This window comes from Janthinobacterium foliorum (assembly GCF_978021625.1).
Genome location: NZ_CDXDQE010000008.1, coordinates 260,825 through 283,890 on the forward strand (window position 1 = coordinate 260,825; position 23,066 = coordinate 283,890).

Genomic DNA, 23,066 nt, shown 5'->3' on the forward strand with positions numbered 1-23,066 from the left:
GCTTCGCCCGCGGCGGGGTTTTATTTCATTCCATATGAATACCTTGCACCGGGGCGTTGCGGCCTTTTCTTGTCCGGCATATTAATTCCAGGCGATTTTAAATATATTTCATTCATTGATTGACTCAATATTTTTTTGAACTTAATATTTAAAAGCCGAATCACCGGCAAACAAGTAAAGCAGTACTTAACCATTACAAAAGGATAGTACAATGCAAAATCAAACCAAGTTATTCGCTTTCAAACTGGCTGAAAAAGAAGTCAAAAAAGAAGTCAAGCAGCCATGGCAGGTGCGCGACGGCGTCGCCACGGCAAGCTGCACGTATTACGGCAACCCTGAAGATTACAATCTGCGCGATAACTCGCGCCTGAATCCGAACGACACCGGCATTTATTGCTGATCGTCCGCGCATCATTCATCCCGCCCCGCGCGGGATTTGCATACATTCCCACAATTCAACCTCGCGCCGATTGTGGCACGGCTTTACCGTGCGCGCGATGACTATGCGGGATATTCACCACTACGATAGGACAGAAAACATGCAGAAGCAAAATCAAAGCAAATTGTTCGCATTCAAGCTGGCGGAAAAAAAGGAACAGGAAAAGCCTGCCCTTCCTGCGCAATGGAAGGTACGCGATGGCGTAGCCGTGGCCGGCTGCACGGCCGTCGACAGCGAAGAGCAATACCGCTATTCGCGTATCGGCTCGAGTGATGGCGGCGATTTCTGCTGACACGTGCACCACCTGAAAGCCTTGCCGTGGCAGGGCTTTTTTATTGTCGTTTGCCGCAGGGTACTGAATGCATAAAAAGATTTTGATTATCAGCCATAGCGGCGATTTGCATGCCGACCTGGTCACTGCAATCCTGGCGCAGCGGGGCCATGCCCCCTTCCGCATCAACCTCGACGCCTTTCCCCGCGATTACCAGCTGAGCCAGACGATGCTGCATGGCCAGCCCGGCGCGCGCCTGCGCCTGCTGCCTGACGGCGACTGGCTGGACCTGCGGCAAGTGGGGGCCGTGTGGCTGCGCAAGGCGGCCGACTACGCCTACGCCAGCGCGGACCTGACGGCGCAGGAACGCGCCTATGCGCAAGTGGAAACGGAACAGGCCATGTTCAGCATGCTGTACGCGCTCGATTGCTACTGGCTCAGCCATCCGCTGGCCCTGCGCGGCGCGCAATGGAAAGGCGAACAGCTCGTACGGGCCGCGCGCCTGGGCTTTCGCGTGCCCGCCACCGTGATCACCAACGTGCCCGACGACGTGCGCGCGTTTCGCGCCGCCGTTGGCGGCCCCGTCATTTTCAAGGCCATGTCCACGCCGACCCTGGCGGCCGACAGCGTGGACGAGGCGCAGCGGGTCAGCCACGGCATCGGCACGACCATCGTCGACGACGCCATGCTGGACAGCCTGGACGCCGTGGGCGAATTGAGCTGCCAGTTCCAGGAATACATCGCCAAGCAATATGAACTGCGGGTCACCGTGATCGGCCTGCGGCTGTTTGCCGCGCGCCTGTATTCGCAGGACGATGCCCGCACGGCCGTCGATTCACGCGACATGTCGGCCCCCATCCGCTACGAAGCATGCACCTTGCCGGACGAGATACGGCAGCGCTGCCTCGATTTCGTGCACAGCTATGGGCTCGAATATGGGGCGCTGGACCTGATCGTCACGCCCGGGGACGACTATGTCTTCCTGGAAAATAATCCCGTCGGTCAATTCCTGTATGTCCAGCAACTGGTCCCCACCCTGCCCCTGCTGGAAAGCGTGGCCGATGCACTGATCGAAGGAGCGCTATGCCGCAGCCAGACCTGAATCTGATTCCCCAGCACCTGCGCGCGCTGGAGCAGCAGCGCGACAGCCGCGCCATCGTCCTGGCCGCCTCGCACCTGGACATGGAACTGCTGCCCGCCCTGTACGAACTGTGCCAGGGCATCGGCCAGGTGCCACGGCTCGACGTGGTGCTGCACGGACGCGGCGGCATCGTCAACGCGGCGCGCCGCATCGCCCTGGTGCTGCGCCAGCATGCGCGCCACCTGCGCTTTATCGTGCCCTTCCACTGCGAATCGGCCGCCACCCTGCTGGCCCTGGGGGCGGACGAGATCATCGCGGGCGACCTGGCCCTGTTCTCGCCCATCGACCCGCAGCTCGACGGCGCCGAAGGCGGATCACTGTCCAGCCTGGACATCAAGCGCTTCGGCGACATGGCGCAGCAGTGGTTCGGCGTCGATGCGGGCGAAGCGCGCCAGCAATCGCTGTCGCTGCTGTGCGGCAGCATCTTTCCGCCGTCGCTGACAGCCTTTTACCGCACCACGCTGGAACTGGCGCAGATCGGCGAGGAATTGCTGGCGTGGCAATTGCCCGATGCCACGCCCGAGGCGCGGCGCGCCATCGTCGAGCAGCTGGTGTCGGGCTATCACTCGCACAACTATGCGCTGACGCGCGACGAGCTGGCCGGCCTGGGTTTGCACATGGCGCGCGATGCGCACGCCGAGCGCCTGGGCTGGGCCATTTCGACGCAGTTGCAGTCGAGCATAGGCGGCGCCCTGCGCAGCGCGCCCGACGAACCGTGGAACGACGCCCTGCTGGCCTCGCGCGATGGCGTGCAGCTGCGGCGCCAGCGTCCGGGCGGCTTCGCGCCCCTGTGGTCGACGGCAGGACAGCCGCCATGCTGACGCTGTTGCTTGCCGACATGGCGCGCTATGTGATCGCCTTGCTGCTGCTGGCGGCCAGCGTGGGCAAACTGCGCAGCTACGGCGATTTTCGCGCCAACCTGGCCACGTCGTTCGGCTTGCCGCCTGCCGCCGCGACCTTTGCCGCGCCGGCCCTGGTGGCGGCCGAGCTGCTGCTGGCCGGCTGGCTGCTGGCCGGCGGCGCCCAGCTGCCCATGCTGCTGTCGCTTTTGCTATTGAGCACGCTTACGGGCGTCTTGATGCACCGCTACTTCACCCACAGCGTCGTGCGCTGCAGCTGCTTTGGCGAGGCGGCGCGGCCCGTGTCGCACTACGACCTGCTGCGCAATGGGCTGGCCATCGCCATCAACGGCGGCTATTTTGCGCTGGCGCACGATGCCGCCTTGCCCCTCGCGACCTCGATATTGGCGGGCGGACTGGCGGCCATCGTCTGCGTGGCCACCATTTCCCTGCACGACATCGCCACATTGGCAAAGGCCCGCTGATGGATACCACGACCTTGCAATGGGTGCTGGCGGGGCTGGCGTTTGCCATCGCCGGCAATATCTGGCTGAGCCTTGCCATCCTGCGGGCCAGCCGCCGCGAACGTCTCGCGCCCACGGCGCTGGCGCCGGGCGAGCCGCTGCCCGCCGTGCAAGCCCGGCCGCTGGCGGGCGGCGCGCGTTTCCAGCCGGGCGCCGGCGGCCAGGCGGCCGTACTGCTGTTCCTGGCCAGCCGCTGTCCGAAATGCCAGGAAAAACTGGCCGGCATCGAAGAATTGCTGCCGCTGGCGCGCAGCGCGGGACTGGACCTGTGGCTGCTCAGCGAAGAGCCGGCCCGCCGCCTGCGCGCCTTTCTGCCCGGCGGCATCCTGCAGGGGGCGGCAGCGCGCCTGGCGCTGCGCGACTACCGGCGCGTGAATCCCCTGATGAGTTCACCGTCGTACGTGTTCGTCAATCACGAGGGCATCGTCGAAGCGGCCGGGCTGGTCGGCGATGCCGACTGGCTGGCCCTCGTCGGGCAGCTGCATGGCGAGATGGCCGGGGAGCGCGCCGCATGAACCGCATGAACATCATCGTCCCCCATCTCGAACGCCTGCGCCTCCTGTATCCCGTGCGCTGGCGCATCGCCGCCGGGCTGCTGTGCATGGCCTTGACGGTGGCGGCGCAGCTGGCCTTTCCGCAAGCCATCGCGTACTTCATCGACAACGTGGCCGCCCTCACGCAGCGCGGCATCACGCCGGGCATGGTGGCCGCCATGCTACTGTTCAGCCTGCTGTATGCGCTGGCCTCGGCCGCGCGGTTCTACTTGCTGCAATCGGGCGGCCACATGATCGTCATGGACGTGCGCCGCCGCCTGTTCGACGTGGTGATCAACCAGCCCATCGCCTTCTTCGACAAACATCATGGCGGCGAACTCAATAGCCGGCTGACGTCCGACGTCTCGTCGCTGCACGAAAGCCTCACCATCGGCGCGGCCAATGCCCTGCGCTCGCTGTGCGTGTTCGTCGGCGGCATCGCCATGCTGCTGCACCTGTCGCCCATGCTGAGCTTGCCCCTGGCCCTGTTCATTCCCATCAGCCTGTATTTCGGCAAGTTGACCGGCAGCAATTACCGCCAGCGCGCGCGCGCCATCTCCGCCAGCCTGGCCGCCAGCGGCAAGGTGGCGCAGGAATACTTTGCCCATGCACGCCTGGTGCAGGCGTTCAACCAGCAAGGCGGCGCCATGGCCCGCTACGCGCAAGCCATGCGGGAACTGCTGGGCGTGTCGCTGGCCGGCACGCGCCTGCTGGCCATCTTCCAGGGCGCGCAGGGCATGCTGGCCTTCGTTGCGCTGCTGACCACGCTGTGCTTCGGCGGCCACCTGATCGGCCAGGGCCGCCTGACGGTGGGCGAGCTGACGGCCTTCGTCATCTATGCCAGCATGGTAACGGACACGGCCGGTTCCATCAGCGAATTCTGGAACACCTGGATGCGCACCATGGGCTCGACCGACCGCATCTTCGAGATCCTTCGCAGCCACCGGCCCGTGCCCGCCGCCGCGCAGCAGCCGCCGCTGGCCGGGCATATCGCGCTGCGCGATGTGCGCTTTTCCTACCCCGAGCGCACGCAGGCAACGGCCCTTGGCGGCGTCAGCCTGACCATCCGCGCGGGTGAAAAAATCGCCCTCGTGGGGGCGTCCGGCGCAGGCAAGTCCACCATCGCCAGCCTCGTGCTCGGCCATTACCAGCCGGATGCGGGCAGCCTGCTGTTCGACGGCATCGACGCGTCCGCTTTCGGCGTGGCCCAGCTGCGGCGCCAGATGGCCGTGGTGGAACAGGAGCCGGCGCTGTTTTCCGGCAGCATCGCGGACAATATCGGCTTTGCCGTGCCGGACCGGGTGGTGACGCGCGACGAGATGGCCACGGCGGCGTGCCTGGCGCATGCCCACGATTTCATCACGGCCTTTCCGGATGGCTACGACACCCTGGTGGGCGAACGGGGCGTGCAATTGTCGGGCGGACAGAAACAACGCATCGCCATCGCCCGCGCCATCCTGCGCGCGCCGAAGATCCTGATCCTGGACGAAGCCACCAGCGCACTCGACGCCGCCAGCGAACAGCTGGTGCAGCAAGCCCTCGATACCCTCATGCAGGGACGCACCACCATCATCATCGCGCACCGCTTTTCCACCATCGTGAAGGCGGACCGCATCATCGTCATGGAGGATGGCAGGATTTGCCAGCAAGGCACGCATGCCGAACTGCTGCGCGCCGGCGGCCAGTATGCGCGGCTGATGCAGCAGCAGCTGTCGCAGTTCCAGCAGTTGCACGAGAGCACGGCAACCCTGTAAAGTGGGGACGATGAAAAAACACTACCATGGCAGTTGCCACTGCGGCGCCGTGCGCTTCGCGGCCGAGATCGACCTGGCCGCGCCCAGCCTGCGCTGCAACTGTTCGTTCTGTTTGAAAGTGCGCTGCTGGGCCAGCCTGGTGCCGACCGCCGCCTTCCGCCTGCTGGCCGGCGAGGGCGACTTGAGCGAGTACCGCTTCGGCGCCCGCCGCGAAACCCATTATTTTTGCCGCCACTGCGGCGTGCGCCCATTTGGCCGCGGAGACTCGCCCCGCAGCGGCCCGTTTGTCGGCATCAGCGTCAGTTGCCTCGACGATGCATCGAACGCCGAACTGGCGCAGGTGCCCGTCACCTTTGTCGATGGACGGCATGACGCCTGGGATGCGCCGCCGCAGGAAACCCGGCATTTATAAAAATGAAAATGAGAAATGGTTTGCTGGCACCACGGAGTTTTCCTACGTGGCGACAGGTGCTATCCCTATGGTTATGCCGGCTGCAGGCAGGGAAAATGGCGTCAACGGTGCAACACAGCGCCGGATGTCAGGCAGGAGCATCCGTCACGCCACCATGCACGCGGATGATAGTTCATCTCAACCATAGAGGAAACGACCATGACTTCGAACAGCAACGACCGCAACGAACGCACTGGCAGCCCATCCGGCAAGCAGCCGTCGCAGCAATCGGGCAGCCAGCAATCGGACAAACAGTCCGGCAGCCGCCAATCGTCGGGCGGCACCCAGGGCGGCACGCACGAGCAGCACGTGGAAGCGGGCCGCCAAAGCCACAAGAATGACGGCGACAAGCAATCCCGTTCGCAACAATCGGGGCAGTCGGGTTCACAGCAGTCCGGCCAGCAATCGGGACAGGGCCGCAGCGGCAGCGAACAATCGGGCGCCGGCGCCGGTTCGCGCGGAGGCACGCATGAGCAGCACGTGGAAGCGGGACGTCAAAGCCACAAGAATGACGACAAGACCTGATCCCCGATAAATGCAGCATCAGGCATGCGGCCGCGCCGGGGCAGTTCCCGTCGCGCCAGCGCAGCCGCATGGCACAAACCCCGTTGTCTGGATCGGGATTCTAGGCGATAATGACGCCCATGAACGATACCACCACCTTACCCCCATTGCCCGATCGCCTGTCGATCGACCCGAGCAGCCCTTACCACGTTGCCGCCGTGTTCGAAAACGACGTCGGCATCCGTTTCAACGACAAGGAACGCCTTGACGTGGAAGAGTATTGCATCAGCGAACGCTGGATCAAGGTCGCTTCCACCAAGTCCCTGGATCGCCGCGGCCGTCCTTTGCAAATCAAATTGAAAGGCAAGGTCGAAGCGTTCTACCGCTAAGACTTGCCGTCCCGGCCAGGCGCCATGCGCCCTGGCCGGCGTTTCCCGCCCCGCTTTCCCTGTCTTTCTTCCCCCTGCAGCTCCTGCCAGCGCCTGCTTATCCTCCGCTTTGCACAGCGCGCCCGCCGCCCTCACCCTCGCCTTTTTCACCGCGCTGCAACTTTTTCGCAACTTTTTTCATTTAGCCAAACAAGTTGTTTGACATCTGATATCTTACTCTGCAATACTTGCTTCATCGGTTCAGTCATTCCGAACCGCAACAGCCCAGCCGAGAACATTCACGATGCTTCAGCCAGACGCTACAACGATGACCGCGCCGTTCGACCTGCAGTTCGACACCAGCTGGCCCGCCTTCCCCGTGGCCCTGCGCGACGCGGCCGGCGCCGCGCTGGACGGCCAGCTGTATGCGGGCCTGGGCAGCGCGGGTGCGGCCTGGTACCGTCTCGACACGGCCCGGCGCGCTGACGGCTGGCAGCGCATGGCGGACTTTCCAGGCACGGCTCCGGCTGGCGCCGCCTGCGCCGCCAGCGGCCAGTTCCTCTATGTGTTCGGCGGCGCCATCACGCCTGCCGGCCACAGCGCCCGCCAGTCCGACGCCGTATGGCGCTACGACGCCACGCTTGATGCCTGGCAGCGGCTGGAGCTGCAACTGCCGCTGGGCTTGCTGGGTGCCTCGGCCCTGGCGCAGGCGGATGGCAGCATCATGCTCTTCGGCGGCTATCACCGCGGCCAGTTCGACGCATTTTGCCGGGCCCATGCGGCAGCCGGCGAGCTTGAGCGGCCCCTGCTGCTGCGCGCCTACATGTCCCGTCCCGTCGCCGCCTTCGCCTGGAACCGCCACCTGTGGCGCTTCGACCCGCACAGTGCAACCTTGCAGGATGATGGCATGCTGCCATTTGCCGGCACCTGCGGCGCCGTCGCCATCGCTGCCGCAGGCGGCCCCATCGTGGCCAGCGGCGAAATCAAGCCGGGCCTGCGCACGCCCTGCACCTGGCATGCACGGCACGACGCCAGCGGCTGGGAGCAGCACGCCTTGCCGGACACGGCATCCGGCGTGCCGCAGGAAGGCGTGGCGGCCGCGTTTGGCGGCCTGTGCGGCGGGATGCCCATCCTCGCCGGCGGCACGCATTTCATCGGCGCCAGCACCAACTATGCACAGCAGCAACTGCACGCCCATGCGGGCCTGGCCAAGTCCTGGCGCCGCGAGCTGTACGGCTTTGACGGCGGGCAATGGCACCTGCTGGGCCTGCTGCCGGCGGCGCGCGCGCATGGCCTGTCCTTCCAGGCAGGCCAGGCCCTGCTGCTGGTGGGCGGCGATACCGATGCCGGTGCTGCCACCCTGGAAACCTTGGCAATAACGTTATCGAACGGTCCCGGCCGTGATACCGTGTCGTACCCTGCTTAATTAGTGAGAAAACAATGGTCACAAAGATACCGGCTTACCGCCACGCGCAAGTCAAAATCAAGGAATTCATCGAGCAGAACAACCTGAAGGCGAACGACGCCCTGCCGCCCGAAGCGCGCATGGCCGAGGAGCTCAACATGAGCCGCCCCAGCCTGCGCGAAGCCGTCAAGGCGCTGGAATCGCTGGGCGTGATCGAATCGCGCCACGGCGAAGGCATCTTCGTCAAGGCGTTTTCCTTCGATTCCATTCTCGACAACCTGCCGTATTCCATGGTCGCCAACGACGACCAGATCACGGACTTGCTGTACGTGCGCACCTATCTGGAAATCGGCGCGATTCCGTCGGTGGTGAAAAACATCACGCCCAAGAATATCGCCGTGCTGCGGGAACTGGCCGACAGCATGCTGGAAAAGGCGCTGCGGCAGGAAACCTTCCCCGCCGAAGACCGCGCCTTCCATGCGGAAATGTACTCGTGTCTGAACAACCGCTTCCTGCTGGCCCTGATCGACCTGTTCTGGAACGTCTTCAACAACATGCACAAGGCGTCCACGGCCGCCAAGCTCGATCCCTGGGCCATGGAAGCGACGGCGCGCGACCATATCGCCATCGTGGAAATGCTGGAAAACAAGGATGAAGCGGGCCTGATGCGCGCCTACACCGAGCATTTCGATTCCATCTTCAAGCGTTACCCGAAAGACACCGCATAGCCTGCAATACGCGGCGTCACCTTTTTTTGTTCATCACATAGAGGTTAGAAATCCATGTTTGCGTCCCGTTCCTCCGTCAAGTTTCTGCTACCCGCGGCCTTCGCCGCCCTTGCCTGCCTGTCGGGAGCCGCCCGGGCGGCCGACCAGGTCTTCGTCGGCGCCTTCGACGTGGGTCCGTCCGGCAACGCGCAGAAATTCAATCCGCTGACGGCGGCCGCAGGCTTCAGCTTCTACAACAAGTATTTTTCCACCCTCACCCTGTACGACGTCAGCCTGCAAAAGATCTCGGGCGACCTGGCCGAGGGCTGGACCTATGCCAAGGATGGCAAGACCCTGACCCTGAAACTGCGCAAGGACGTCAAGTGGCATGACGGCAAGCCATTCACGTCGGCCGACGTGAAGTTCACCCTGGAACTGATCCGCAGCCCGGAACTGGCCAGCGTGTTTGCCCCGCGCCTGGCCGACGTCAGCGCCGTCAGGACGCCGGACGCGAACACCGTCGTCATCGAACTGGCGCGCCCCGACGTCACCCTGCCCGACGCTTTCACCAGCATCATGATCGTGCCACGGCATCTGTTGATGAGCGTGCCCATCACGGAACTGCGCAACGCCGCCTGGTGGAAGACGCCCGTGGGCACGGGCCCGTTCAAATGGAGCAAATACCTGCCGGACCAGTATGTGGAACTGGTCGCCAATCCCGACTACTACCGCGGCAAGCCGAAACTGGACAAGCTGATCAACCGCTACTTCAAGGATGCCAGCGCGGCCGCCCTGGCCCTGGCCTCGAATGAAATCCAGTTCACCTACCTGACGATGGACCAGGTCAAGGAAAACCAGGCCAGCAAGGCCTTCAATGTGATTTCCGGCCCGTCCCACGTGCTCAACTACCTGGGCGTGAACCACACGGACCCGCGCTTCCAGGACGTGCGCGTGCGCCAGGCGATCCTGTACGCCATCGACCGGCCCGCCATCGTCAAGAGCATCTACAACAACAGCGCCACCATCGCCAACTGCGCGCTGACCCTGCCGAAGTTCCAGCCGTCCAAGCTGGACAAGTATGAAACGAATGTCGCCAAGGCGAAAACGCTGCTGGCGGCCGCCAACTGGGAGCAGCTGAGCAAGGGCCAGCCCGTGGAACTGCTCACGTATTACAACGACCAGGTATCGAAGGATGTCATCGCCAGCCTGCAGTCGATGCTGGCGCAGGTGGGCGTCAACCTCAAGCCGCGCTTCGTCGACAGCCCCACTTACGGCCAGCTGGTCGATGCCAACCGCTTCAGCATGGTCTTCGCGGGCGGCGGCGTGGGTCCCGACCCCAGCGCCCTGACGCCCATGCTGCACTCGTCGTATGCGCCGCCCAAGGGCGTGAACCGCATGCGCGTCAAGCTGCCGCAGCTCGACGCCCTGCTCGACGCGGGGCAGCTGGAAACGGACGACGCCAAGCGCACGGCCCTGTACCGCGACGCCTGCGGCATCACGAATGCGCAGCTGCCCTGGATCCCCCTGTGGAGCGCCAACCGCTTCGGCGGCTTCGCCAAAAATGTCGAAAACATGATCTGGACCCCGGCCCCGGCCGGCGGACGCTACCAGGACAAGCCGGAGCTGTGGCAGCTGCGCTGAGCGGCTCCCCCCCCCTCACCGCCACACGTCATCCCGTTGGCGGGCCACGGCCCGCCGGTTTTTGCATAGCTGAGAAGGCAGGGGGCCATGCCGCCTGGAAGAAACATGTTCAAGTACCTCGTGAATCGCCTGCTGGTCAACATCCCCACCCTGCTGGCCATTTTGGCCACCGTCTTCGTACTGGTCAACATGGCGCCGGGCGACCCCGTCGACGCCTTCGTGCCGCCCAGCCAGGCCCTGACAGACGTGCAGAAGGAGCAATTGCGCCACACCCTGGGCCTGGACCGTTCCGTGCCCGTGCGTTTCGCCCTGTGGCTCAAGCAGACGGCCAGCGGCGACCTGGGCTACCGCTACAAGGACGGCGCCCGCGTCATCGATGAGATCGCCAGCCGGGTGGCGCCCACCCTGCTGCTGGCCCTGTCCGGCCTGGCCCTCGGCTCCGTGCTGGGCATTATTTTCGGCGTGGTCTCGGCGCGCCGCGCCAATGGCAAGCTGGACCACGTGCTGTCGCTGTTCGCCTATGTCGCCATCAGCAGCCCCGCGTTTTTAGTGGGCATCGTCGGCATGTATGTGTTTTCGCTGCAGCTGGGCTGGTTTCCCAGCGGCGGCTACAGCACGCCGGGCAACGAAAGCGCGGGCGACATCCTGTACCACCTGGCCTTGCCGGCGGCCGTGCTGTCGGTGCAGTTCATCGCCATCACCATGCGCTACACGCGGGCCGGCCTGCTCGACACCTTGAACCAGGATTACATCCGCACGGCCGTCGCCAAGGGCGCCAGTCCGAACCGCGTCATGCTGCGCCATGCGCTGCCCAACACCCTGGTGCCCATCGTCACCGTGATCGGCGCCAGTTTTGGCGGCCTGATCGGCGGCGCCGTGTTCGTCGAGACGGTGTTTTCCTGGCCGGGCATGGGCATGCTGTTCCTCGACGCCATCGAAAGCCGCGACTATCCGCTGATCATGGGCATCGCCCTGTTCGTCTCGCTGGCCATTCTCGCCGTCAACATGCTGACCGATCTCGTGTACTCCTGGATCGACCCGCGCATCACCCTGAAGTAGCGCCACCCGCAAGCGTAGCAGGCAGTGCCCCCTGGCGACAGGCGGGGCCGGGACCCGTGCAGCCCGCCGCGCCAGGAAAGTTATAAAAAAACAAGATACAACCAAGAGGATATTTATGACGCAAGCTCCCCTCCCGCCCTCGCGCTGGAAGCAATTTCGCTCCAGCAAGGTGGCCTTCGCCGGCCTGTGCCTGTTCGTGCTGATCGCCGTGCTGTGCACCGCCTCCGGCCTGCTGTTTTCCTACGACCCGAACGCCATCGACCTGGGCGCGGCCCTGCAGGCGCCGTCGCGCCAGCACTGGCTGGGCACGGACCAGACGGGCCGCGACATGCTGGCCCGCACCCTGGCGGCCGGGCGCATCTCGCTGGCCGTGGGCGTGTCCAGCGTGGCGCTGGCGCTCGTCATCGGCACCTTCCTGGGCGCCATGGCCGGCTACTTCGGCGGCTGGATCGACAATCTGACCATGCGCTTCGTCGACATGGTGATGACCTTTCCGCCCGTCATCGTGCTGATGACCCTGGCCGCCGTGCTCGGTTCCGGCACGGGCAAGACGGTGATCGTCATCGGCTTGCTGTCGTGGCCGCTTGCCTGTCGCCTGGTGCGGGCCCGCATCATGAGCATCCGCGAAATGGAATTCGTCGCCGCCGCGCGTACCCTGGGCGCCGGCCACACCTACATCATTTTCAAGCACTGCCTGCCCAACACGATCGATGTGCTGGCGGTGTTCGCTTCCCTTGGTTTCGTCTCGGCCATCATGGCCGAAGCGGGACTGAGTTTTCTCGGCCTGGGCGTGCAATTGCCGGACGCCAGCTGGGGCAGCCTGATCAGTATTGCGCGGGAGGCTTCGGTCCTCAAGCAATACCCGTGGATCTGGCTCCCCTCTGGCGTGCTGATCGTTGTTACCGCCCTGGCCGCCAACTTTATCGGCGATGGCTTGCGCCAGGCCTTTGACCCTAAACATAGCAAGGAATAATCATGTCAGCACTGAAATTACACGGCATCATCCCTCCCGTCGTCACGCCGCTGGACCAGCATGGCAAGATCGACGAAGCATCGCTGCGGCGCGTAATCCGCCACCTGATCGATGGCGGCGTGCACGGCCTGTTCCTGATGGGTTCGACGAGCGAAGTGATTTTCCTCAACGGCGCCCAGCGCGCCGAAGCCATCCGCATCGCCGTCGATGAGGCGGCCGGCGCCGTGCCCCTGGTGGCCGGCGTGATCGACCCCACCACCGAGCGCTGCATCGAACACGCGAAGCAGGCCAAGGAACTGGGCGTGCAAGGCCTGGTCGTCACGGCGCCGTTCTACACGCGCACCAGCCCGGCGGAAACCATCGACCATTTCCGCTACATCCAGCAAGCCGTCGACCTGCCCATCATCGCCTACGACATTCCCGTCTGCGTGCACAGCAAGCTGAGCCGCGAAACCCTGCGCGCCATGTACGACGAAGGCCTGATCTGCGCCGTCAAGGACAGCAGCGGCGACGACGGCAACATGCGCATGCTGATGCGCGACTTCGCCGACGCGCCCGACTTCGCCATCCTGACGGGTTCCGAAACGACGGTCGACTACGCCTTGCTGGGCGGCGCCCACGGCTGCGTGCCCGGCCTGGGCAACGTCGACCCGGCTGGCTACGTGCGCCTGTACGCGCTGGCCCGCGCCGGCGACTGGGCGGGCGCGCGCGCCGAGCAGGAACGCCTGATCGCCCTGTTCGACATCGTCTTCCACGGCGTGCCGTACACCAGCCCCAACGCGTCCGGCGTGGGCGGCTTCAAGACGGCCATGCAGCTGATGGGCATCATCGACCACCGCTTGATGAGCAAGCCGAACCGCCTGTTGCCGGACGCCGCCGTCGAGCGCGTGCGCACCATCGTGGCCGCCGCCGGCCTGCTCTGATTTCAATATAGCAAGGAGATGTGATGACCGATGCTGAAGTATTGCTCGATGTACAAGGGCTGACGACATCGTTCCCGACGCCCGCGGGCGTCGTCAAGGCCGTCAACGGCCTGTCGTTCTCGCTGCGGCGCGGCGAAACGCTGGCCATCGTGGGCGAATCGGGCTGTGGCAAGTCGGTCACCTCGTTCTCGCTGATGGGGCTGCTGTCCAGCCGCGCCAGGATCGAAGGCCAGGCCTGGCTGACGGCGGCCGACGGCAGCCGCTTCGACGTGCTGGGCCTGGCGCCGCAGGCGCGCCAGGCCGTGCGCGGCAACCAGATGGGCATGATTTTCCAGGAGCCGATGACCTCGCTCAATCCCCTGCAGCAGGTGGGCCGGCAGATCGCCGAGGCCATGACGGTGCATGGCGCGTGCGGCAAGCAGGCGGCGCAGGAACGCGCCGTCGAGCTGCTGCGCCTGGTGGGCATCTCCGCGCCCGAGGTGCGGGCGCGCCAGTATCCCCATCAATTGTCCGGCGGCATGCGCCAGCGCGTGATGATCGCCATGGCCCTGGCGTGCAAGCCGCAAGTGCTGATCGCCGATGAGCCGACGACGGCGCTCGACGTGACGATCCAGGCACAAATCTTGCGTCTGCTCAAGCAGTTGCAGCAGGAAGTAGGCATGGGCGTGCTCTTCATTACGCACGACATGGGCGTGGTGGCGCAGGTGGCGGACCGGGTGGCCGTGATGTACGGCGGGCAGCTGATGGAGACGGCGGCCACGGCCGACCTGTTCCGCCAGCCCGCCCACCCGTACACGCAGGGCTTGCTGGCCGCCGTGCCCCGTCCCGGCCAGGGCGGACGCCTTGCCGGCATTCCGGGCCAGGTGGACACCGTGTACGGCGAACCGGCCGGCTGCCGTTTCGCCGGGCGCTGCCCCATGGCGCAGGCGCGCTGCACCAGCGAGGTGCCCGCCCTGCGCACGCTGGCGCCGGGGCAGCAGGTGCGCTGCCATTTTGCAACTATTACAACAGGGAGCGCGCATGAAGCCGCCATCGCATGAAGTAGGCAAGGAGATTCTGTCCTTCGAGCACGTGGGCGTGGCCTTCCACAGCCGCGCGGGACTGCTGGGCAAGCGCCAGTCCGTGAAAGCCGTGCAAGAGGTCAGCTTCGGCCTGCGGCGCGGCGAAGTGCTGGGCATCGTGGGCGAATCGGGCAGCGGCAAGTCGACCCTGGCCAAGCTGGCGATGCAGCTGCTGCGCCCGGACAGCGGCGAGATCCGCTACGAAGGCCAGCCGCTGGCCAGCTACCGGGGCGAGGCGCTGCGGCGCCTGCGCGGCGAAGTGCAGATGGTGTTCCAGGACCCGAACGCCAGCCTGAACCCGCGCCTGACCATCGAGCAGTGCCTGCGCGAACCGTTTATCTTGCACCGGCGCGGCAGCAAGGACGAGCAACTGGCCGAAATCACCCGCCTGCTGGGCGTGGTGGGCTTGCCCGTGACGGCCCTGCGCCGCTATCCGCATGAATTGTCGGGCGGCCAGAAACAGCGCGTGGTGATCGCCCGCGCCCTGGCCCTGCAGCCGAAAGTGCTGATCGCCGACGAAGCCGTCGCCGCGCTGGACGCTTCCGTCAAGGCGCAGATCATCAATCTGCTGCTGGACTTGCAGCAGCAGTTTGGCCTGTCCATCATTTTCATTTCGCACGACCTGCCCATGGTGCAAGCCATGTGCGACCGCGTGCTGGTGCTGTACCTGGGCCGGCTGATGGAAGCGGCGCCGCGCGCGGCCATCGCCACGGGCGGCGCCCATCCGTACACGCGGGCCCTGTGGAAAAGCTCGCCCGCCGCCGACCCGGCCTGCCGCATGGCGCCCGAGGACGTGCTGGGCGGGGAAATCCCCAGCCCGCTGGCGCCGCCGCCGGGCTGCGTCTTCCATACGCGCTGCCCGCAGGCCCAGCCGGCCTGCCGGCAGCAGGTGCCGGCCCTGCGCACGATCGAACCCAACCACGACGCCGCCTGCCTGCTGCTGGCGCCGTCCCCTGTCCACGCCTTAGTGAATTGATCCATGACTGATTTACACCCGACGCAATTATTTACCCGCCTGCAAGGCGGCCTGGTCGTATCGTGCCAGCCGCTCGACGACAGCCCCATGGATACCCCCGAGATCATCGTCGCCATGGCGCGCGCCGCCATGGACGGCGGCGCCACGGCCCTGCGCATCGAAGGCGCCGACCACGTGCGCGCCGTGGCGCAAGCCTTGCCGCACGCCATCATCATCGGCATCGTCAAGCGCGACCTGGCCGACAGCCCCGTGCGCATCACGCCGTATATCGAGGACGTGCACGCCCTGGCCGACGCGGGCGCCGCCATCATCGCCTTCGACGGCACGGACCGCCCCCGGCCCGTGCGGGTAGCCACCCTGCTGGCGGCCGTGCGCGCGGCCGGCAAGGCGGCCATGGCCGACTGCTCCACCCTGGAAGACGGCCTGGCCTGCCATGCGCTGGGCTGCGACCTGGTGGGCACGACCCTGTCCGGCTACACGGAAGACACGGCCTACCTGCCGGAAGACCGCCCCAACGCGGCGCTGATCGGCCAGCTGGCGCAGCGCGGCGTGCGCGTGATGGCCGAAGGCCGCATCCGCACCCCGCAGGACGCCGCCGACTGCCTGCGCGCAGGCGCCTGCTGCGTCACGGTCGGCTCGGCCATCACGCGCATCGAGCACATCACCGAGTGGTTCGCCACCGCCTTGCACAGCGCGCCGCTGGCGGGCGAGGCCTGAGATGCTGCTGGCAATCGACATCGGCGGCACCAAGCTGGCCGCCGCCCTCGTGCGCGAGGGCGTGATAACCGCGCGGCGGCAAGTGCCCATGGCGCGGGACGCGGCAGGATTTGCCGCCGCCATCGAGGCGCTGGTGGACAGCTGGCCGGCGCCTGACCGGATCAGCGTGGCCACCACGGGCTACATCGACGGCGGCAAGGTGTATCCCGTGAACCGCGCCATCATCTCGTTCTGGAATGGCTTTCCACTGGAACAGTTGCTGCGCGAACGCTTTGCCTGTGCCGTGGCCCTGTTCAACGACGCCCAGGCGGCCGCCTGGGGCGAGTATTGCGCGCGGCGCGACATGGGCGAGGCCGGCTATCCCGCCAACCTGCTGTTCATGACCTTGTCGACAGGCGTGGGCGGCGGCCTGGTGCTCGATCACCGCCTGCGCGCGGGACCGCACGGCCTGGCCGGCCACGTGGGCCACGCACCGGCCAGGCTGGCGCCCGCCGACGGCGTCAGCCTGTGCGGCTGCGGCAGGCTGGGTTGCCTGGAAATGCTGGCGTCCGGCACGGCGCTGGCGCGCCAGGCCAGCGCCGTCTTCCAGCGACCGCTGGACAGCGCGGCCCTGTTCACCCTGGCAGCGACGGAACCGCGCGCCGCCGCCATCGTCGACAACGCGGCCCTGGCCGTGGCCGAGGCCATCGCCGGCTTGCACATGAGCATAGACCTCGATGCCGTCGTCATCGGCGGCAGCGTGGGCCTGGCGCCGGGCATGCTGCGGCGTATCGCCAGCGCTCTGGCGGGGCTGTCCCTGCCCTGTCCGCCACCGCTGAGCGCGGCCCGGCTCGGCGCGGATGCGGGCTTGCTGGGAGCGGCCGCCTGCCCCGCCTGAGCTGCCCGTAATGCTGGAAAGGCCCGCGCCATGCGGGCTGCAGCCGTTCGCCCCGATGCCGACCACACCCCGATCGCACAAAAAAGCAACAAGCTTATAACTTGTTTGACATTAGATATCATATATCTTTACACTGATTTTCGAGCCAAGCAGCAACCCACCCAAATGCTCATGTATTGAAATTCTTTCCAACAAAAACAAGTAACAAACAACTGGAGAAGTCAATGAAAGTTAAGCGCACCCTGCTCATCGCTGTCCCACTGGCGGCCTGCACCATTTCCGCCTCGGCGCAGGTGACACTGCCGCCCATCAACATCAGTGGTCAGTTCGAGTATTCGATCAGCGATCGCCAGGGTTTGACGGAGCAAGGCGACAACGAGCACCGCCAGCGCAGCCATCCGGGCGTGCTGCTGGCCTTTGGCAGCGTGCTGCCGCTCGACAATTCCGGCCTCAGCGCCGAACTGTTCGTCTCGACCAAGCTGACCACGGGCGACGCCACCCCGGCCTGGAGCAATTCCTTCGGCAACCGCGAAGCGTGGGGCGGCATCAACAGCCAGTACGGTTCGGTGCGCTTCGGCCGCCAGTGGCTCGACAGCTACATCAACGTGCTCGATCCCTATGCGTCGGGCGGCAACATCGGCGAAATGAGCGAACTGGGCACGGGTGCCGGCAAGGGCTATCCGGCCGGGCTGACGCGCATCTCGAATGCCATCTGGGCCGACAATTCGCTCACCTACACGAGCCCGAAACTGGCGGGCATGGCCACCTTGCGGGCGCAGTTCTACTGGAATGGCAGCAGTTTCACGGATGAAAAGCTGGTCTCGGCCACGGCGCCCAATATCGCCCCCAACACCAAGGCGGCCAACGGCTACATCCTGGGCGCGCGCATCGACTACCCGGCCGTGCGTATCGACCTGAACTATGGCTCGCAGCAGCAGAACCTGAAAAACGCCCTGGCCACCAGCGACAACAGCCCGCTGGCCGACGGCGTGTATGACACGAAGCAAATCATGATCGGTGGCATGGTGCCGCTCGGCACCCACTCCGTGCGGGCGCTGCTGGTGCAGGACAAGACGCAGCGGCCGAACGGCAGCAGCATCAAGGATAACGAGCTGATCCTGGGCGGCCAGTACAGCGTCACGCCGAACTTCCACCTGCGCCCCGTGTTCATGATCCACAAGGTCGACACGGTGCCGAACGACGCCAACGACTACAAGCAGCTGCGCGTGGAGCTGGCCTACAAAATGAACCTGGGCATGTCGCGGGGTTCGACCTCGTTCTGGTTCCGCCCCACCTACCGCAAGTGGGATACGAGCGGCAACAAATTCACGGAGCTGCGCGCCGGCTTCACGACGAATTTCTAGGCCACGCCACCGTCCCGTTCCCTTCCACTCACTCCAGACCGACGATCATGAAAAAACTCAGCTGTGCATTGCTGCTTTGCGCCACCTTTGCGCTTTCCTCCGCCCAGGCCGCTGACGCCGCCCCGCGCTGGCCCGACTTCCCCGCGCCCATCAAGAACGGCGCCGGCGCGCGCATCGGCGCCACCATCTACGCAGGCCTCGGGTCGGCCGGCAAGGCCTGGTATGCGCTCGACACGGGCAAGCCGGGCGCATCCTGGGTGGCGCTGGCGCCGTTCCCCGATGCGCCGCGCGACGCTGCCAATGCCGTCGCCATCCATGGCCTGGTCTATGTCTTCGGCGGCTCCGGCAAGAACGCGCCGGACGACAAGGCCCTGACCGTCTTTGACACGGGCTATGTCTACGACCCTGCCGCGAATAGCTGGCGCCAGCTGCCCACGCGCGCGCCGCTGGGCATTTTCACGGCCAGCGCGGTCTCCGTCGACCAGCAGAACATCGTCTTCTTTGGCGGTGTCAACAAGGCCATCTTCGACGGCTACTTCCAGGACTACGCCGTGGGCGCGGCCGACAGCAAGGAACGCCAGGCCTTGGTGGCCGGGCACTACTTCGACCAGCGGCCGCAGGATTATCTGTGGACGGCGCAAGTGATGAGCTATAACCCGCAAACGAACCAGTGGCGCAACCTGGGCACGGACCCGCAACTGCCCACCGTGGGCGCGGGCGTGGCCGTGCAGGGCAACGTGCTCACCATGGTGAACGGCGAAATCAAGCCGGGCCTGCGCTCGCCGCACGTCAAGGAAGTGGCCATCGCGGGCGACAAGCTGACGTGGAAGCAAGGCGGCAAGCTGCCCGCGCCGCCGGGCGCGGCGCGCCAGGAAGGCGTGGCCGGTGCGTTCGCCGGCTACAGCGGCAAGGTGCTGCTGGTGGCGGGCGGCGCCAACTTTCCCGGCGCCTGGCAGCAGTTCGACGCGGGCCAGAATTATGCGCACAAGGGATTGAAGAAGACCTGGCGCGATGACATCTACGCGCGCCGCGACGGCAAGTGGTCGCACGTGGGCAAGCTGCCGGCGGGCCTGGGCTACGGCACCGGCATCCAGCTGGACGACGGCGTGCTGGTCATCGGCGGCGAGCTCGACGGCGGCGCCGCCAGCAAGGACGTCTTCCTGCTGCAGTGGGACGGCAAGGCCGTGCAAATCCTGCACTGACATCGCCTGTGGTGCCTGGCCCGGGCCGCACGGCCCGCGCCAGGCGCGTTTCCCCGCATTTATTGAGAAAAATCATGACTGAAGCTTACCGGCAACATCACGGCCGCATCCTGTGCGATGCACACTGGATAGACGGCACCCTGACGGTGGCGCCGGACGGCCGCATCGCCGCCATCGAGGAGCGCGCCGGCGCGCCCGGTCCTGGCCCCGCCGCCACCCTGCTGCCGGGCTTCATCGACCTGCACGTGCATGGCGGCGGCGGCGCCGACATCATGCAGGGCGGCGACGCCTGCGCGCGCATCGCCGCCGCCCACGTGCGGCACGGCACGACCTCGCTGCTGGCCACCACCATGACGGCGCCGATGGCCGAACTGGAAAGCGTGCTGGCGGGACTGGGGCAAGCCTGCGGCGCGCGCCAGCCGGGCGCCGCCCGCGTGCTGGGCGTGCACCTGGAAGGCCCGTTCATCAACCAGGAAAAGCTCGGCGCCCAGCCCGACCATGCCTGCGTGGCCGTGATCGACAGCCTGCGCCGCCTGCGCAGCCTGGCGCCCATCCGCGTCATCACCATCGCGCCGGAAATCGCCGGCCACCTGGCCATCATCCGCGAACTGAGCGCCGACGGCGTGCGCATGCAGATCGGCCACACGAGCGGCAGCTACGCCGATGGCGTGGCCGGCCTGCGCCACGGCGCCACCAGCTTTGCCCACCTGTTCAACGCCATGACGGGCTTGCACCACCGCCAGCCCGGCATCGTCGGCGCCGCGCTGGCCCATGCGCGCTACGCGGAAGTCATCCCCGACCTGCTGCACGTGCACCCGGGCGCCCTGCTCGCGGCCCTGCGCGCCATTCCGCACCTGTATTGCGTCACCGATTCCACGTCCGCCACGGGCATGGCGGACGGCGACTACCGGCTCGGTTCCCACACGGTGCATAAGTGCCAGGGCGGCGTGCGCCTGGCCGACGGCACCTTGGCCGGTTCCTGTCTGACCATGGACCAGGCCTTGCGCAACCTGGTCTCCGTCGGGCTGGACCTGGCCGACGCCTCGCGCCGCCTGTCCGCCTATCCGGCCGACTACCTGGGCATCACGGACCGGGGCCGCCTGCAAGCGGGCGCCTGGGCCGACATCGCCATCGTTGACGAGCATCTTCAACTGCAAGCCGTGGTGGCCGAGGGAGAACGCATTGCAGCGGCGCGCGCGTAGCGGCGCCGCGCTGGCGCTGGCCTTGGCCCTGGCGGCCTGCGGCGGCGACGCCGCCCCGCCAGCCGCCGCGCCGCGCACGGCCGCGCGCCCTGCCGCCGTGGCCGTGGCCGCAGCCGAACCGGCCAGGGCGGCGCGCAGCCCTTTGCGCGTCGGCTACGTGGAATACCCGGCGGCCAGCGGCCTGCATGCCTACGCGGCCGTGCCCCTCGTGCTGGAGCTGGAGCAGGCGGACGTGAAAAATCCCGCGCTGGAACTGCAGGCGGCGGGCCGCACCTTGGGCCGCGTGGCCCTGGCGCGCCCCGCGGCAACGGACGCGCACTACGGCAGCCGGCACTGGAGCGCGACGATCCCCGCCGCCTGGGCCATCCGCGGCGTCAGCTGGCGCGCCGTCGCCGACAGCCATGACGCCAGCGCGCCACGCGCGCTGCCGCTGGCCGACTAGGCAGGCAAGAACAAGGGACGCGCGCCTGCCACCCGTCAGGCGCGCGGGAATTCCCCAGTACGGGATGGTTTGGGACCTGGCCAGCCGCCCGGTCCCGGGAAAGGAATCACCGCAATGTCAACTGTCTTGCCGATTCAATCACTGCAACGCCTGGCTGCCGCCTGCGTCCTCGGTCTCGGCCTGGGCGCCGCGCCCGTGGCCCAGGCGGCCATTTCCGCCAGCACGCCGTTTCCCGCGTCCGATGCCAGTTATGGCTGCTATCGCATCCCCGCCGTGGTGACCTTGCAGAACGGCACCATCCTCGCCTTCGCGGAAGGCCGGCCATCGGGCTGCGCCGACTTCGGCAATATTCAGGTAGTCATGAAGAAAAGCCTCGATGGCGGCGCGACGTGGTCGGCCCTGTCCATCGTGGCATCGAATGGCACCCTGCAGGCGGGCAATCCGGTGCCCGTGCTCGACACGCTCGACCCCGCCTATCCGGGCGGGCGATTGTTCCTGTTCTATAACACGGGCAATGCCAGCGAAAGCACCATCCGCAACGGCGGCGCGGGCGTGCGCGAGCAATGGGTGGTGACGTCGACGGATGGCGGCGCAACGTGGGCCAGTCCGTCGAACATCACGGCGCAGACGGCGAAGATCGGCGCGGCGCCGTACAACAACGCGGCCGGCTGGCGCACCCTGGCCATGGGACCGGGCCACGGCGTGCAGATGCGCTCCGGGCGCCTCGTCGTGCCGGGCAACTTCACGGCGGGACCGCCGCAAGCGGGCTATGCGGACGGCCGCGCCTATGTGTTCTACTCGGACGACCATGGCGCCAGCTACCACATCGGCAATGACACGGGCTATCCATCGGCCAACGAATCGACGGCGGCCGAACTGAGCACGAGCCAGCTGATGATCAACAGCCGCGACCAGAGCGGCGCCACGCGCAAGCGCATCGTTTCCATCAGTTCCGATGGCGGCGCCAATTTCAGCGCCGGCTTCGCCAACGCCACCCTGATCGACCCCGTGTGCGAAGGCAGCCTGCTGAACCTGGGCTGGAATGGCAAGCAGTACCTGTTCCACGCCAATCCCGCCTCCACCAGCAGCCGCAACAACCTGACGGTGCGCGCCAGCAAGGACGACGGCCAGAGCTGGCCGTTTTCCCTGCTGATCACGGCCGGCGCTTCCGCCTACAGCGACTTGACGCAAGTCGACGCCAGCAACATCGGCATCCTGTATGAAAACGGCAGCAACGGCATCCGCTTCATGAAGATTCCGCTGAGCACGGTAATCACGGCACCCTGAGTACCACCAGCACGTTTCCTTGCGTTCCCCCGCTTTCCCGCCCTGCCCTGCAGCGGCGGGTTTTTTTATGGCTATGTCACCGTCAGATGTGGGAATTCACCCAATGTTGCTTTCAATAACGTTTCTGGTGAACGGATGCGTCTGGCGTCGAGTATCCAGCGCCATCCCAGGTAGTTCGGCAGGTAGCGCGTCGCCACGCCGTGAAACGCCCTTAACCATTCGCGCAGGCGGCTGTGATACGCATTGACGTTCTGCACGTGCGCGGCAGCGCGCACGCGGATGCCTGCGTGCAAGTTGACGGCCTGGTGGCTGATCCCCGCTGTGCGCGCGAAGGCCCGGTAGGCGGCATGGCCGTCCGTCACCAGCAAGACATCCTTGTCGATGACGGGAGACAAGCAGTCATGCA

The 23,066-nt window shown here is 66.1% G+C and carries 26 protein-coding genes; 25 read left to right on the forward strand and 1 reads right to left on the reverse strand.

The genetic code is table 11. The annotated features are described in order from the left end of the window. Positions 1 to 211: 211 nt before the first annotated feature. The 25 genes from ACZ92H_RS17915 to ACZ92H_RS18035 all read left to right on the forward strand — a co-directional run bounded on the left by ACZ92H_RS17915 (position 212) and on the right by ACZ92H_RS18035 (position 22,660). Positions 212 to 400, forward strand: coding sequence for a hypothetical protein (locus tag ACZ92H_RS17915; RefSeq protein ID WP_131369304.1), 189 nt, complete (start codon positions 212 to 214; stop codon positions 398 to 400). A 139-nt stretch (positions 401 to 539) separates the two neighbouring features. Next, complete coding sequence (locus ACZ92H_RS17920) at positions 540 to 731, forward strand: hypothetical protein (protein WP_465050450.1); 192 nt, start codon at positions 540 to 542, stop codon at positions 729 to 731. Between the two features lie 67 nt (positions 732 to 798). Then, positions 799 to 1,812 (forward strand): ATP-grasp domain-containing protein, encoded by a 1,014-nt coding sequence (locus tag ACZ92H_RS17925; RefSeq protein ID WP_465050451.1) that lies wholly within the window; start codon positions 799 to 801, stop codon positions 1,810 to 1,812. Further along, positions 1,794 to 2,672, forward strand: coding sequence for an SDH family Clp fold serine proteinase (locus ACZ92H_RS17930; protein WP_465050452.1), 879 nt, complete (start codon positions 1,794 to 1,796; stop codon positions 2,670 to 2,672). The genes ACZ92H_RS17925 and ACZ92H_RS17930 overlap by 19 nt, the downstream gene beginning before the upstream one ends. After that, on the forward strand, positions 2,666 to 3,175 hold the full coding sequence (locus ACZ92H_RS17935; protein WP_465050454.1) for a MauE/DoxX family redox-associated membrane protein: 510 nt from the start codon (positions 2,666 to 2,668) through the stop codon (positions 3,173 to 3,175). The genes ACZ92H_RS17930 and ACZ92H_RS17935 overlap by 7 nt, the downstream gene beginning before the upstream one ends. Continuing rightward, positions 3,175 to 3,729, forward strand: coding sequence for a TlpA family protein disulfide reductase (locus tag ACZ92H_RS17940; protein ID WP_465050455.1), 555 nt, complete (start codon positions 3,175 to 3,177; stop codon positions 3,727 to 3,729). Before ACZ92H_RS17935 ends, ACZ92H_RS17940 begins: the two co-directional genes overlap by 1 nt. Then, entirely contained in the window at positions 3,726 to 5,501 is a 1,776-nt protein-coding gene (locus tag ACZ92H_RS17945) for an ABC transporter ATP-binding protein (protein WP_465050456.1), read from the forward strand. Before ACZ92H_RS17940 ends, ACZ92H_RS17945 begins: the two co-directional genes overlap by 4 nt. Before the next feature lie 10 nt (positions 5,502 to 5,511). Continuing rightward, positions 5,512 to 5,913 (forward strand): GFA family protein, encoded by a 402-nt coding sequence (locus ACZ92H_RS17950; RefSeq protein WP_465050457.1) that lies wholly within the window; start codon positions 5,512 to 5,514, stop codon positions 5,911 to 5,913. Positions 5,914 to 6,111: 198 nt separating this feature from the next. Beyond that, complete coding sequence (locus ACZ92H_RS17955; RefSeq protein WP_465050458.1) at positions 6,112 to 6,477, forward strand: hypothetical protein; 366 nt, start codon at positions 6,112 to 6,114, stop codon at positions 6,475 to 6,477. A gap of 119 nt (positions 6,478 to 6,596) precedes the next feature. Then, the gene (locus ACZ92H_RS17960) at positions 6,597 to 6,845 is read left to right on the forward strand and encodes a DUF3297 family protein (RefSeq protein WP_010398340.1); all 249 of its coding nucleotides are present in this window, start codon (positions 6,597 to 6,599) and stop codon (positions 6,843 to 6,845) included. Between the two features lie 307 nt (positions 6,846 to 7,152). Then, the gene (locus ACZ92H_RS17965) at positions 7,153 to 8,250 is read left to right on the forward strand and encodes a YjhT family mutarotase (protein ID WP_465050459.1); all 1,098 of its coding nucleotides are present in this window, start codon (positions 7,153 to 7,155) and stop codon (positions 8,248 to 8,250) included. 14 nt (positions 8,251 to 8,264) lie between these two features. Next, positions 8,265 to 8,957, forward strand: coding sequence for a FadR/GntR family transcriptional regulator (locus ACZ92H_RS17970; protein WP_131369288.1), 693 nt, complete (start codon positions 8,265 to 8,267; stop codon positions 8,955 to 8,957). A 54-nt stretch (positions 8,958 to 9,011) separates the two neighbouring features. Continuing rightward, positions 9,012 to 10,577: an ABC transporter substrate-binding protein gene (locus tag ACZ92H_RS17975; protein ID WP_465050460.1), complete on the forward strand. Its 1,566-nt coding sequence runs from the start codon at positions 9,012 to 9,014 to the stop codon at positions 10,575 to 10,577. A 105-nt stretch (positions 10,578 to 10,682) separates the two neighbouring features. Continuing rightward, positions 10,683 to 11,636 carry an ABC transporter permease gene (locus ACZ92H_RS17980; protein ID WP_465050461.1) on the forward strand — a complete coding sequence of 318 codons (954 nt, stop codon included), beginning with the start codon at positions 10,683 to 10,685 and terminating at the stop codon, positions 11,634 to 11,636. A 115-nt stretch (positions 11,637 to 11,751) separates the two neighbouring features. Beyond that, positions 11,752 to 12,609 (forward strand): ABC transporter permease, encoded by an 858-nt coding sequence (locus ACZ92H_RS17985; protein ID WP_465050462.1) that lies wholly within the window; start codon positions 11,752 to 11,754, stop codon positions 12,607 to 12,609. A 2-nt stretch (positions 12,610 to 12,611) separates the two neighbouring features. Then, positions 12,612 to 13,532 (forward strand): dihydrodipicolinate synthase family protein, encoded by a 921-nt coding sequence (locus tag ACZ92H_RS17990; RefSeq protein WP_465050463.1) that lies wholly within the window; start codon positions 12,612 to 12,614, stop codon positions 13,530 to 13,532. Between the two features lie 23 nt (positions 13,533 to 13,555). Beyond that, positions 13,556 to 14,572, forward strand: coding sequence for an ABC transporter ATP-binding protein (locus ACZ92H_RS17995; RefSeq protein ID WP_465050464.1), 1,017 nt, complete (start codon positions 13,556 to 13,558; stop codon positions 14,570 to 14,572). After that, the gene (locus tag ACZ92H_RS18000; protein ID WP_465050465.1) at positions 14,553 to 15,569 is read left to right on the forward strand and encodes an ABC transporter ATP-binding protein; all 1,017 of its coding nucleotides are present in this window, start codon (positions 14,553 to 14,555) and stop codon (positions 15,567 to 15,569) included. Before ACZ92H_RS17995 ends, ACZ92H_RS18000 begins: the two co-directional genes overlap by 20 nt. A 3-nt stretch (positions 15,570 to 15,572) precedes the next feature. Then, a complete protein-coding gene (locus tag ACZ92H_RS18005) occupies positions 15,573 to 16,286 on the forward strand; it encodes an N-acetylmannosamine-6-phosphate 2-epimerase (RefSeq protein WP_465050466.1) in 714 nt (237 codons plus the stop codon). A 1-nt stretch (position 16,287) separates the two neighbouring features. Then, complete coding sequence (locus tag ACZ92H_RS18010) at positions 16,288 to 17,163, forward strand: ROK family protein (RefSeq protein ID WP_465050467.1); 876 nt, start codon at positions 16,288 to 16,290, stop codon at positions 17,161 to 17,163. A 224-nt stretch (positions 17,164 to 17,387) separates the two neighbouring features. Next, complete coding sequence (locus ACZ92H_RS18015; RefSeq protein ID WP_465050468.1) at positions 17,388 to 18,527, forward strand: porin; 1,140 nt, start codon at positions 17,388 to 17,390, stop codon at positions 18,525 to 18,527. A gap of 47 nt (positions 18,528 to 18,574) precedes the next feature. Continuing rightward, entirely contained in the window at positions 18,575 to 19,729 is a 1,155-nt protein-coding gene (locus ACZ92H_RS18020) for an N-acetylneuraminate epimerase (RefSeq protein WP_465050469.1), read from the forward strand. Positions 19,730 to 19,803: 74 nt separating this feature from the next. After that, positions 19,804 to 20,931 carry an N-acetylglucosamine-6-phosphate deacetylase gene (gene nagA / locus ACZ92H_RS18025; protein ID WP_465050470.1) on the forward strand — a complete coding sequence of 376 codons (1,128 nt, stop codon included), beginning with the start codon at positions 19,804 to 19,806 and terminating at the stop codon, positions 20,929 to 20,931. Further along, positions 20,912 to 21,373, forward strand: a complete 462-nt coding sequence (locus ACZ92H_RS18030; protein WP_465050471.1) for a hypothetical protein — start codon at positions 20,912 to 20,914, stop codon at positions 21,371 to 21,373. Before nagA ends, ACZ92H_RS18030 begins: the two co-directional genes overlap by 20 nt. 114 nt (positions 21,374 to 21,487) lie before the next feature. After that, entirely contained in the window at positions 21,488 to 22,660 is a 1,173-nt protein-coding gene (locus ACZ92H_RS18035) for a sialidase family protein (RefSeq protein ID WP_465050472.1), read from the forward strand. 71 nt (positions 22,661 to 22,731) lie between these two features. Here the strand turns inward: ACZ92H_RS18035 and ACZ92H_RS18040 are convergent. Beyond that, positions 22,732 to 23,066: IS1595 family transposase (locus ACZ92H_RS18040; protein WP_465050473.1), on the reverse strand; the 335-nt coding region annotated here is incomplete at its 5' end.

What these genes read in the sequence shown, in the direction of transcription:
- ACZ92H_RS17985 (WP_465050462.1), top strand. Translation starts at nt 11,752, where the DNA reads ATGACGCAAGCTCCCCTCCCGCCCTCGCGCTGGAAGCAATTTCGCTCC.
- ACZ92H_RS17975 (WP_465050460.1), top strand. Translation starts at nt 9,012, where the DNA reads ATGTTTGCGTCCCGTTCCTCCGTCAAGTTTCTGCTACCCGCGGCCTTC.
- ACZ92H_RS17960 (WP_010398340.1), top strand. Translation starts at nt 6,597, where the DNA reads ATGAACGATACCACCACCTTACCCCCATTGCCCGATCGCCTGTCGATC.
- ACZ92H_RS18000 (WP_465050465.1), top strand. Translation starts at nt 14,553, where the DNA reads ATGAAGCCGCCATCGCATGAAGTAGGCAAGGAGATTCTGTCCTTCGAG.
- ACZ92H_RS18020 (WP_465050469.1), top strand. Translation starts at nt 18,575, where the DNA reads ATGAAAAAACTCAGCTGTGCATTGCTGCTTTGCGCCACCTTTGCGCTT.
- ACZ92H_RS17990 (WP_465050463.1), top strand. Translation starts at nt 12,612, where the DNA reads ATGTCAGCACTGAAATTACACGGCATCATCCCTCCCGTCGTCACGCCG.
- ACZ92H_RS18015 (WP_465050468.1), top strand. Translation starts at nt 17,388, where the DNA reads ATGAAAGTTAAGCGCACCCTGCTCATCGCTGTCCCACTGGCGGCCTGC.
- ACZ92H_RS17965 (WP_465050459.1), top strand. Translation starts at nt 7,153, where the DNA reads ATGACCGCGCCGTTCGACCTGCAGTTCGACACCAGCTGGCCCGCCTTC.
- ACZ92H_RS17935 (WP_465050454.1), top strand. Translation starts at nt 2,666, where the DNA reads ATGCTGACGCTGTTGCTTGCCGACATGGCGCGCTATGTGATCGCCTTG.
- ACZ92H_RS17920 (WP_465050450.1), top strand. Translation starts at nt 540, where the DNA reads ATGCAGAAGCAAAATCAAAGCAAATTGTTCGCATTCAAGCTGGCGGAA.
- ACZ92H_RS17995 (WP_465050464.1), top strand. Translation starts at nt 13,556, where the DNA reads ATGACCGATGCTGAAGTATTGCTCGATGTACAAGGGCTGACGACATCG.
- ACZ92H_RS17970 (WP_131369288.1), top strand. Translation starts at nt 8,265, where the DNA reads ATGGTCACAAAGATACCGGCTTACCGCCACGCGCAAGTCAAAATCAAG.
- ACZ92H_RS18005 (WP_465050466.1), top strand. Translation starts at nt 15,573, where the DNA reads ATGACTGATTTACACCCGACGCAATTATTTACCCGCCTGCAAGGCGGC.
- nagA (WP_465050470.1), top strand. Translation starts at nt 19,804, where the DNA reads ATGACTGAAGCTTACCGGCAACATCACGGCCGCATCCTGTGCGATGCA.
- ACZ92H_RS17915 (WP_131369304.1), top strand. Translation starts at nt 212, where the DNA reads ATGCAAAATCAAACCAAGTTATTCGCTTTCAAACTGGCTGAAAAAGAA.
- ACZ92H_RS17940 (WP_465050455.1), top strand. Translation starts at nt 3,175, where the DNA reads ATGGATACCACGACCTTGCAATGGGTGCTGGCGGGGCTGGCGTTTGCC.
- ACZ92H_RS17980 (WP_465050461.1), top strand. Translation starts at nt 10,683, where the DNA reads ATGTTCAAGTACCTCGTGAATCGCCTGCTGGTCAACATCCCCACCCTG.
- ACZ92H_RS17955 (WP_465050458.1), top strand. Translation starts at nt 6,112, where the DNA reads ATGACTTCGAACAGCAACGACCGCAACGAACGCACTGGCAGCCCATCC.
- ACZ92H_RS18035 (WP_465050472.1), top strand. Translation starts at nt 21,488, where the DNA reads ATGTCAACTGTCTTGCCGATTCAATCACTGCAACGCCTGGCTGCCGCC.
- ACZ92H_RS18010 (WP_465050467.1), top strand. Translation starts at nt 16,288, where the DNA reads ATGCTGCTGGCAATCGACATCGGCGGCACCAAGCTGGCCGCCGCCCTC.
- ACZ92H_RS17925 (WP_465050451.1), top strand. Translation starts at nt 799, where the DNA reads ATGCATAAAAAGATTTTGATTATCAGCCATAGCGGCGATTTGCATGCC.
- ACZ92H_RS17930 (WP_465050452.1), top strand. Translation starts at nt 1,794, where the DNA reads ATGCCGCAGCCAGACCTGAATCTGATTCCCCAGCACCTGCGCGCGCTG.
- ACZ92H_RS17950 (WP_465050457.1), top strand. Translation starts at nt 5,512, where the DNA reads ATGAAAAAACACTACCATGGCAGTTGCCACTGCGGCGCCGTGCGCTTC.
- ACZ92H_RS17945 (WP_465050456.1), top strand. Translation starts at nt 3,726, where the DNA reads ATGAACCGCATGAACATCATCGTCCCCCATCTCGAACGCCTGCGCCTC.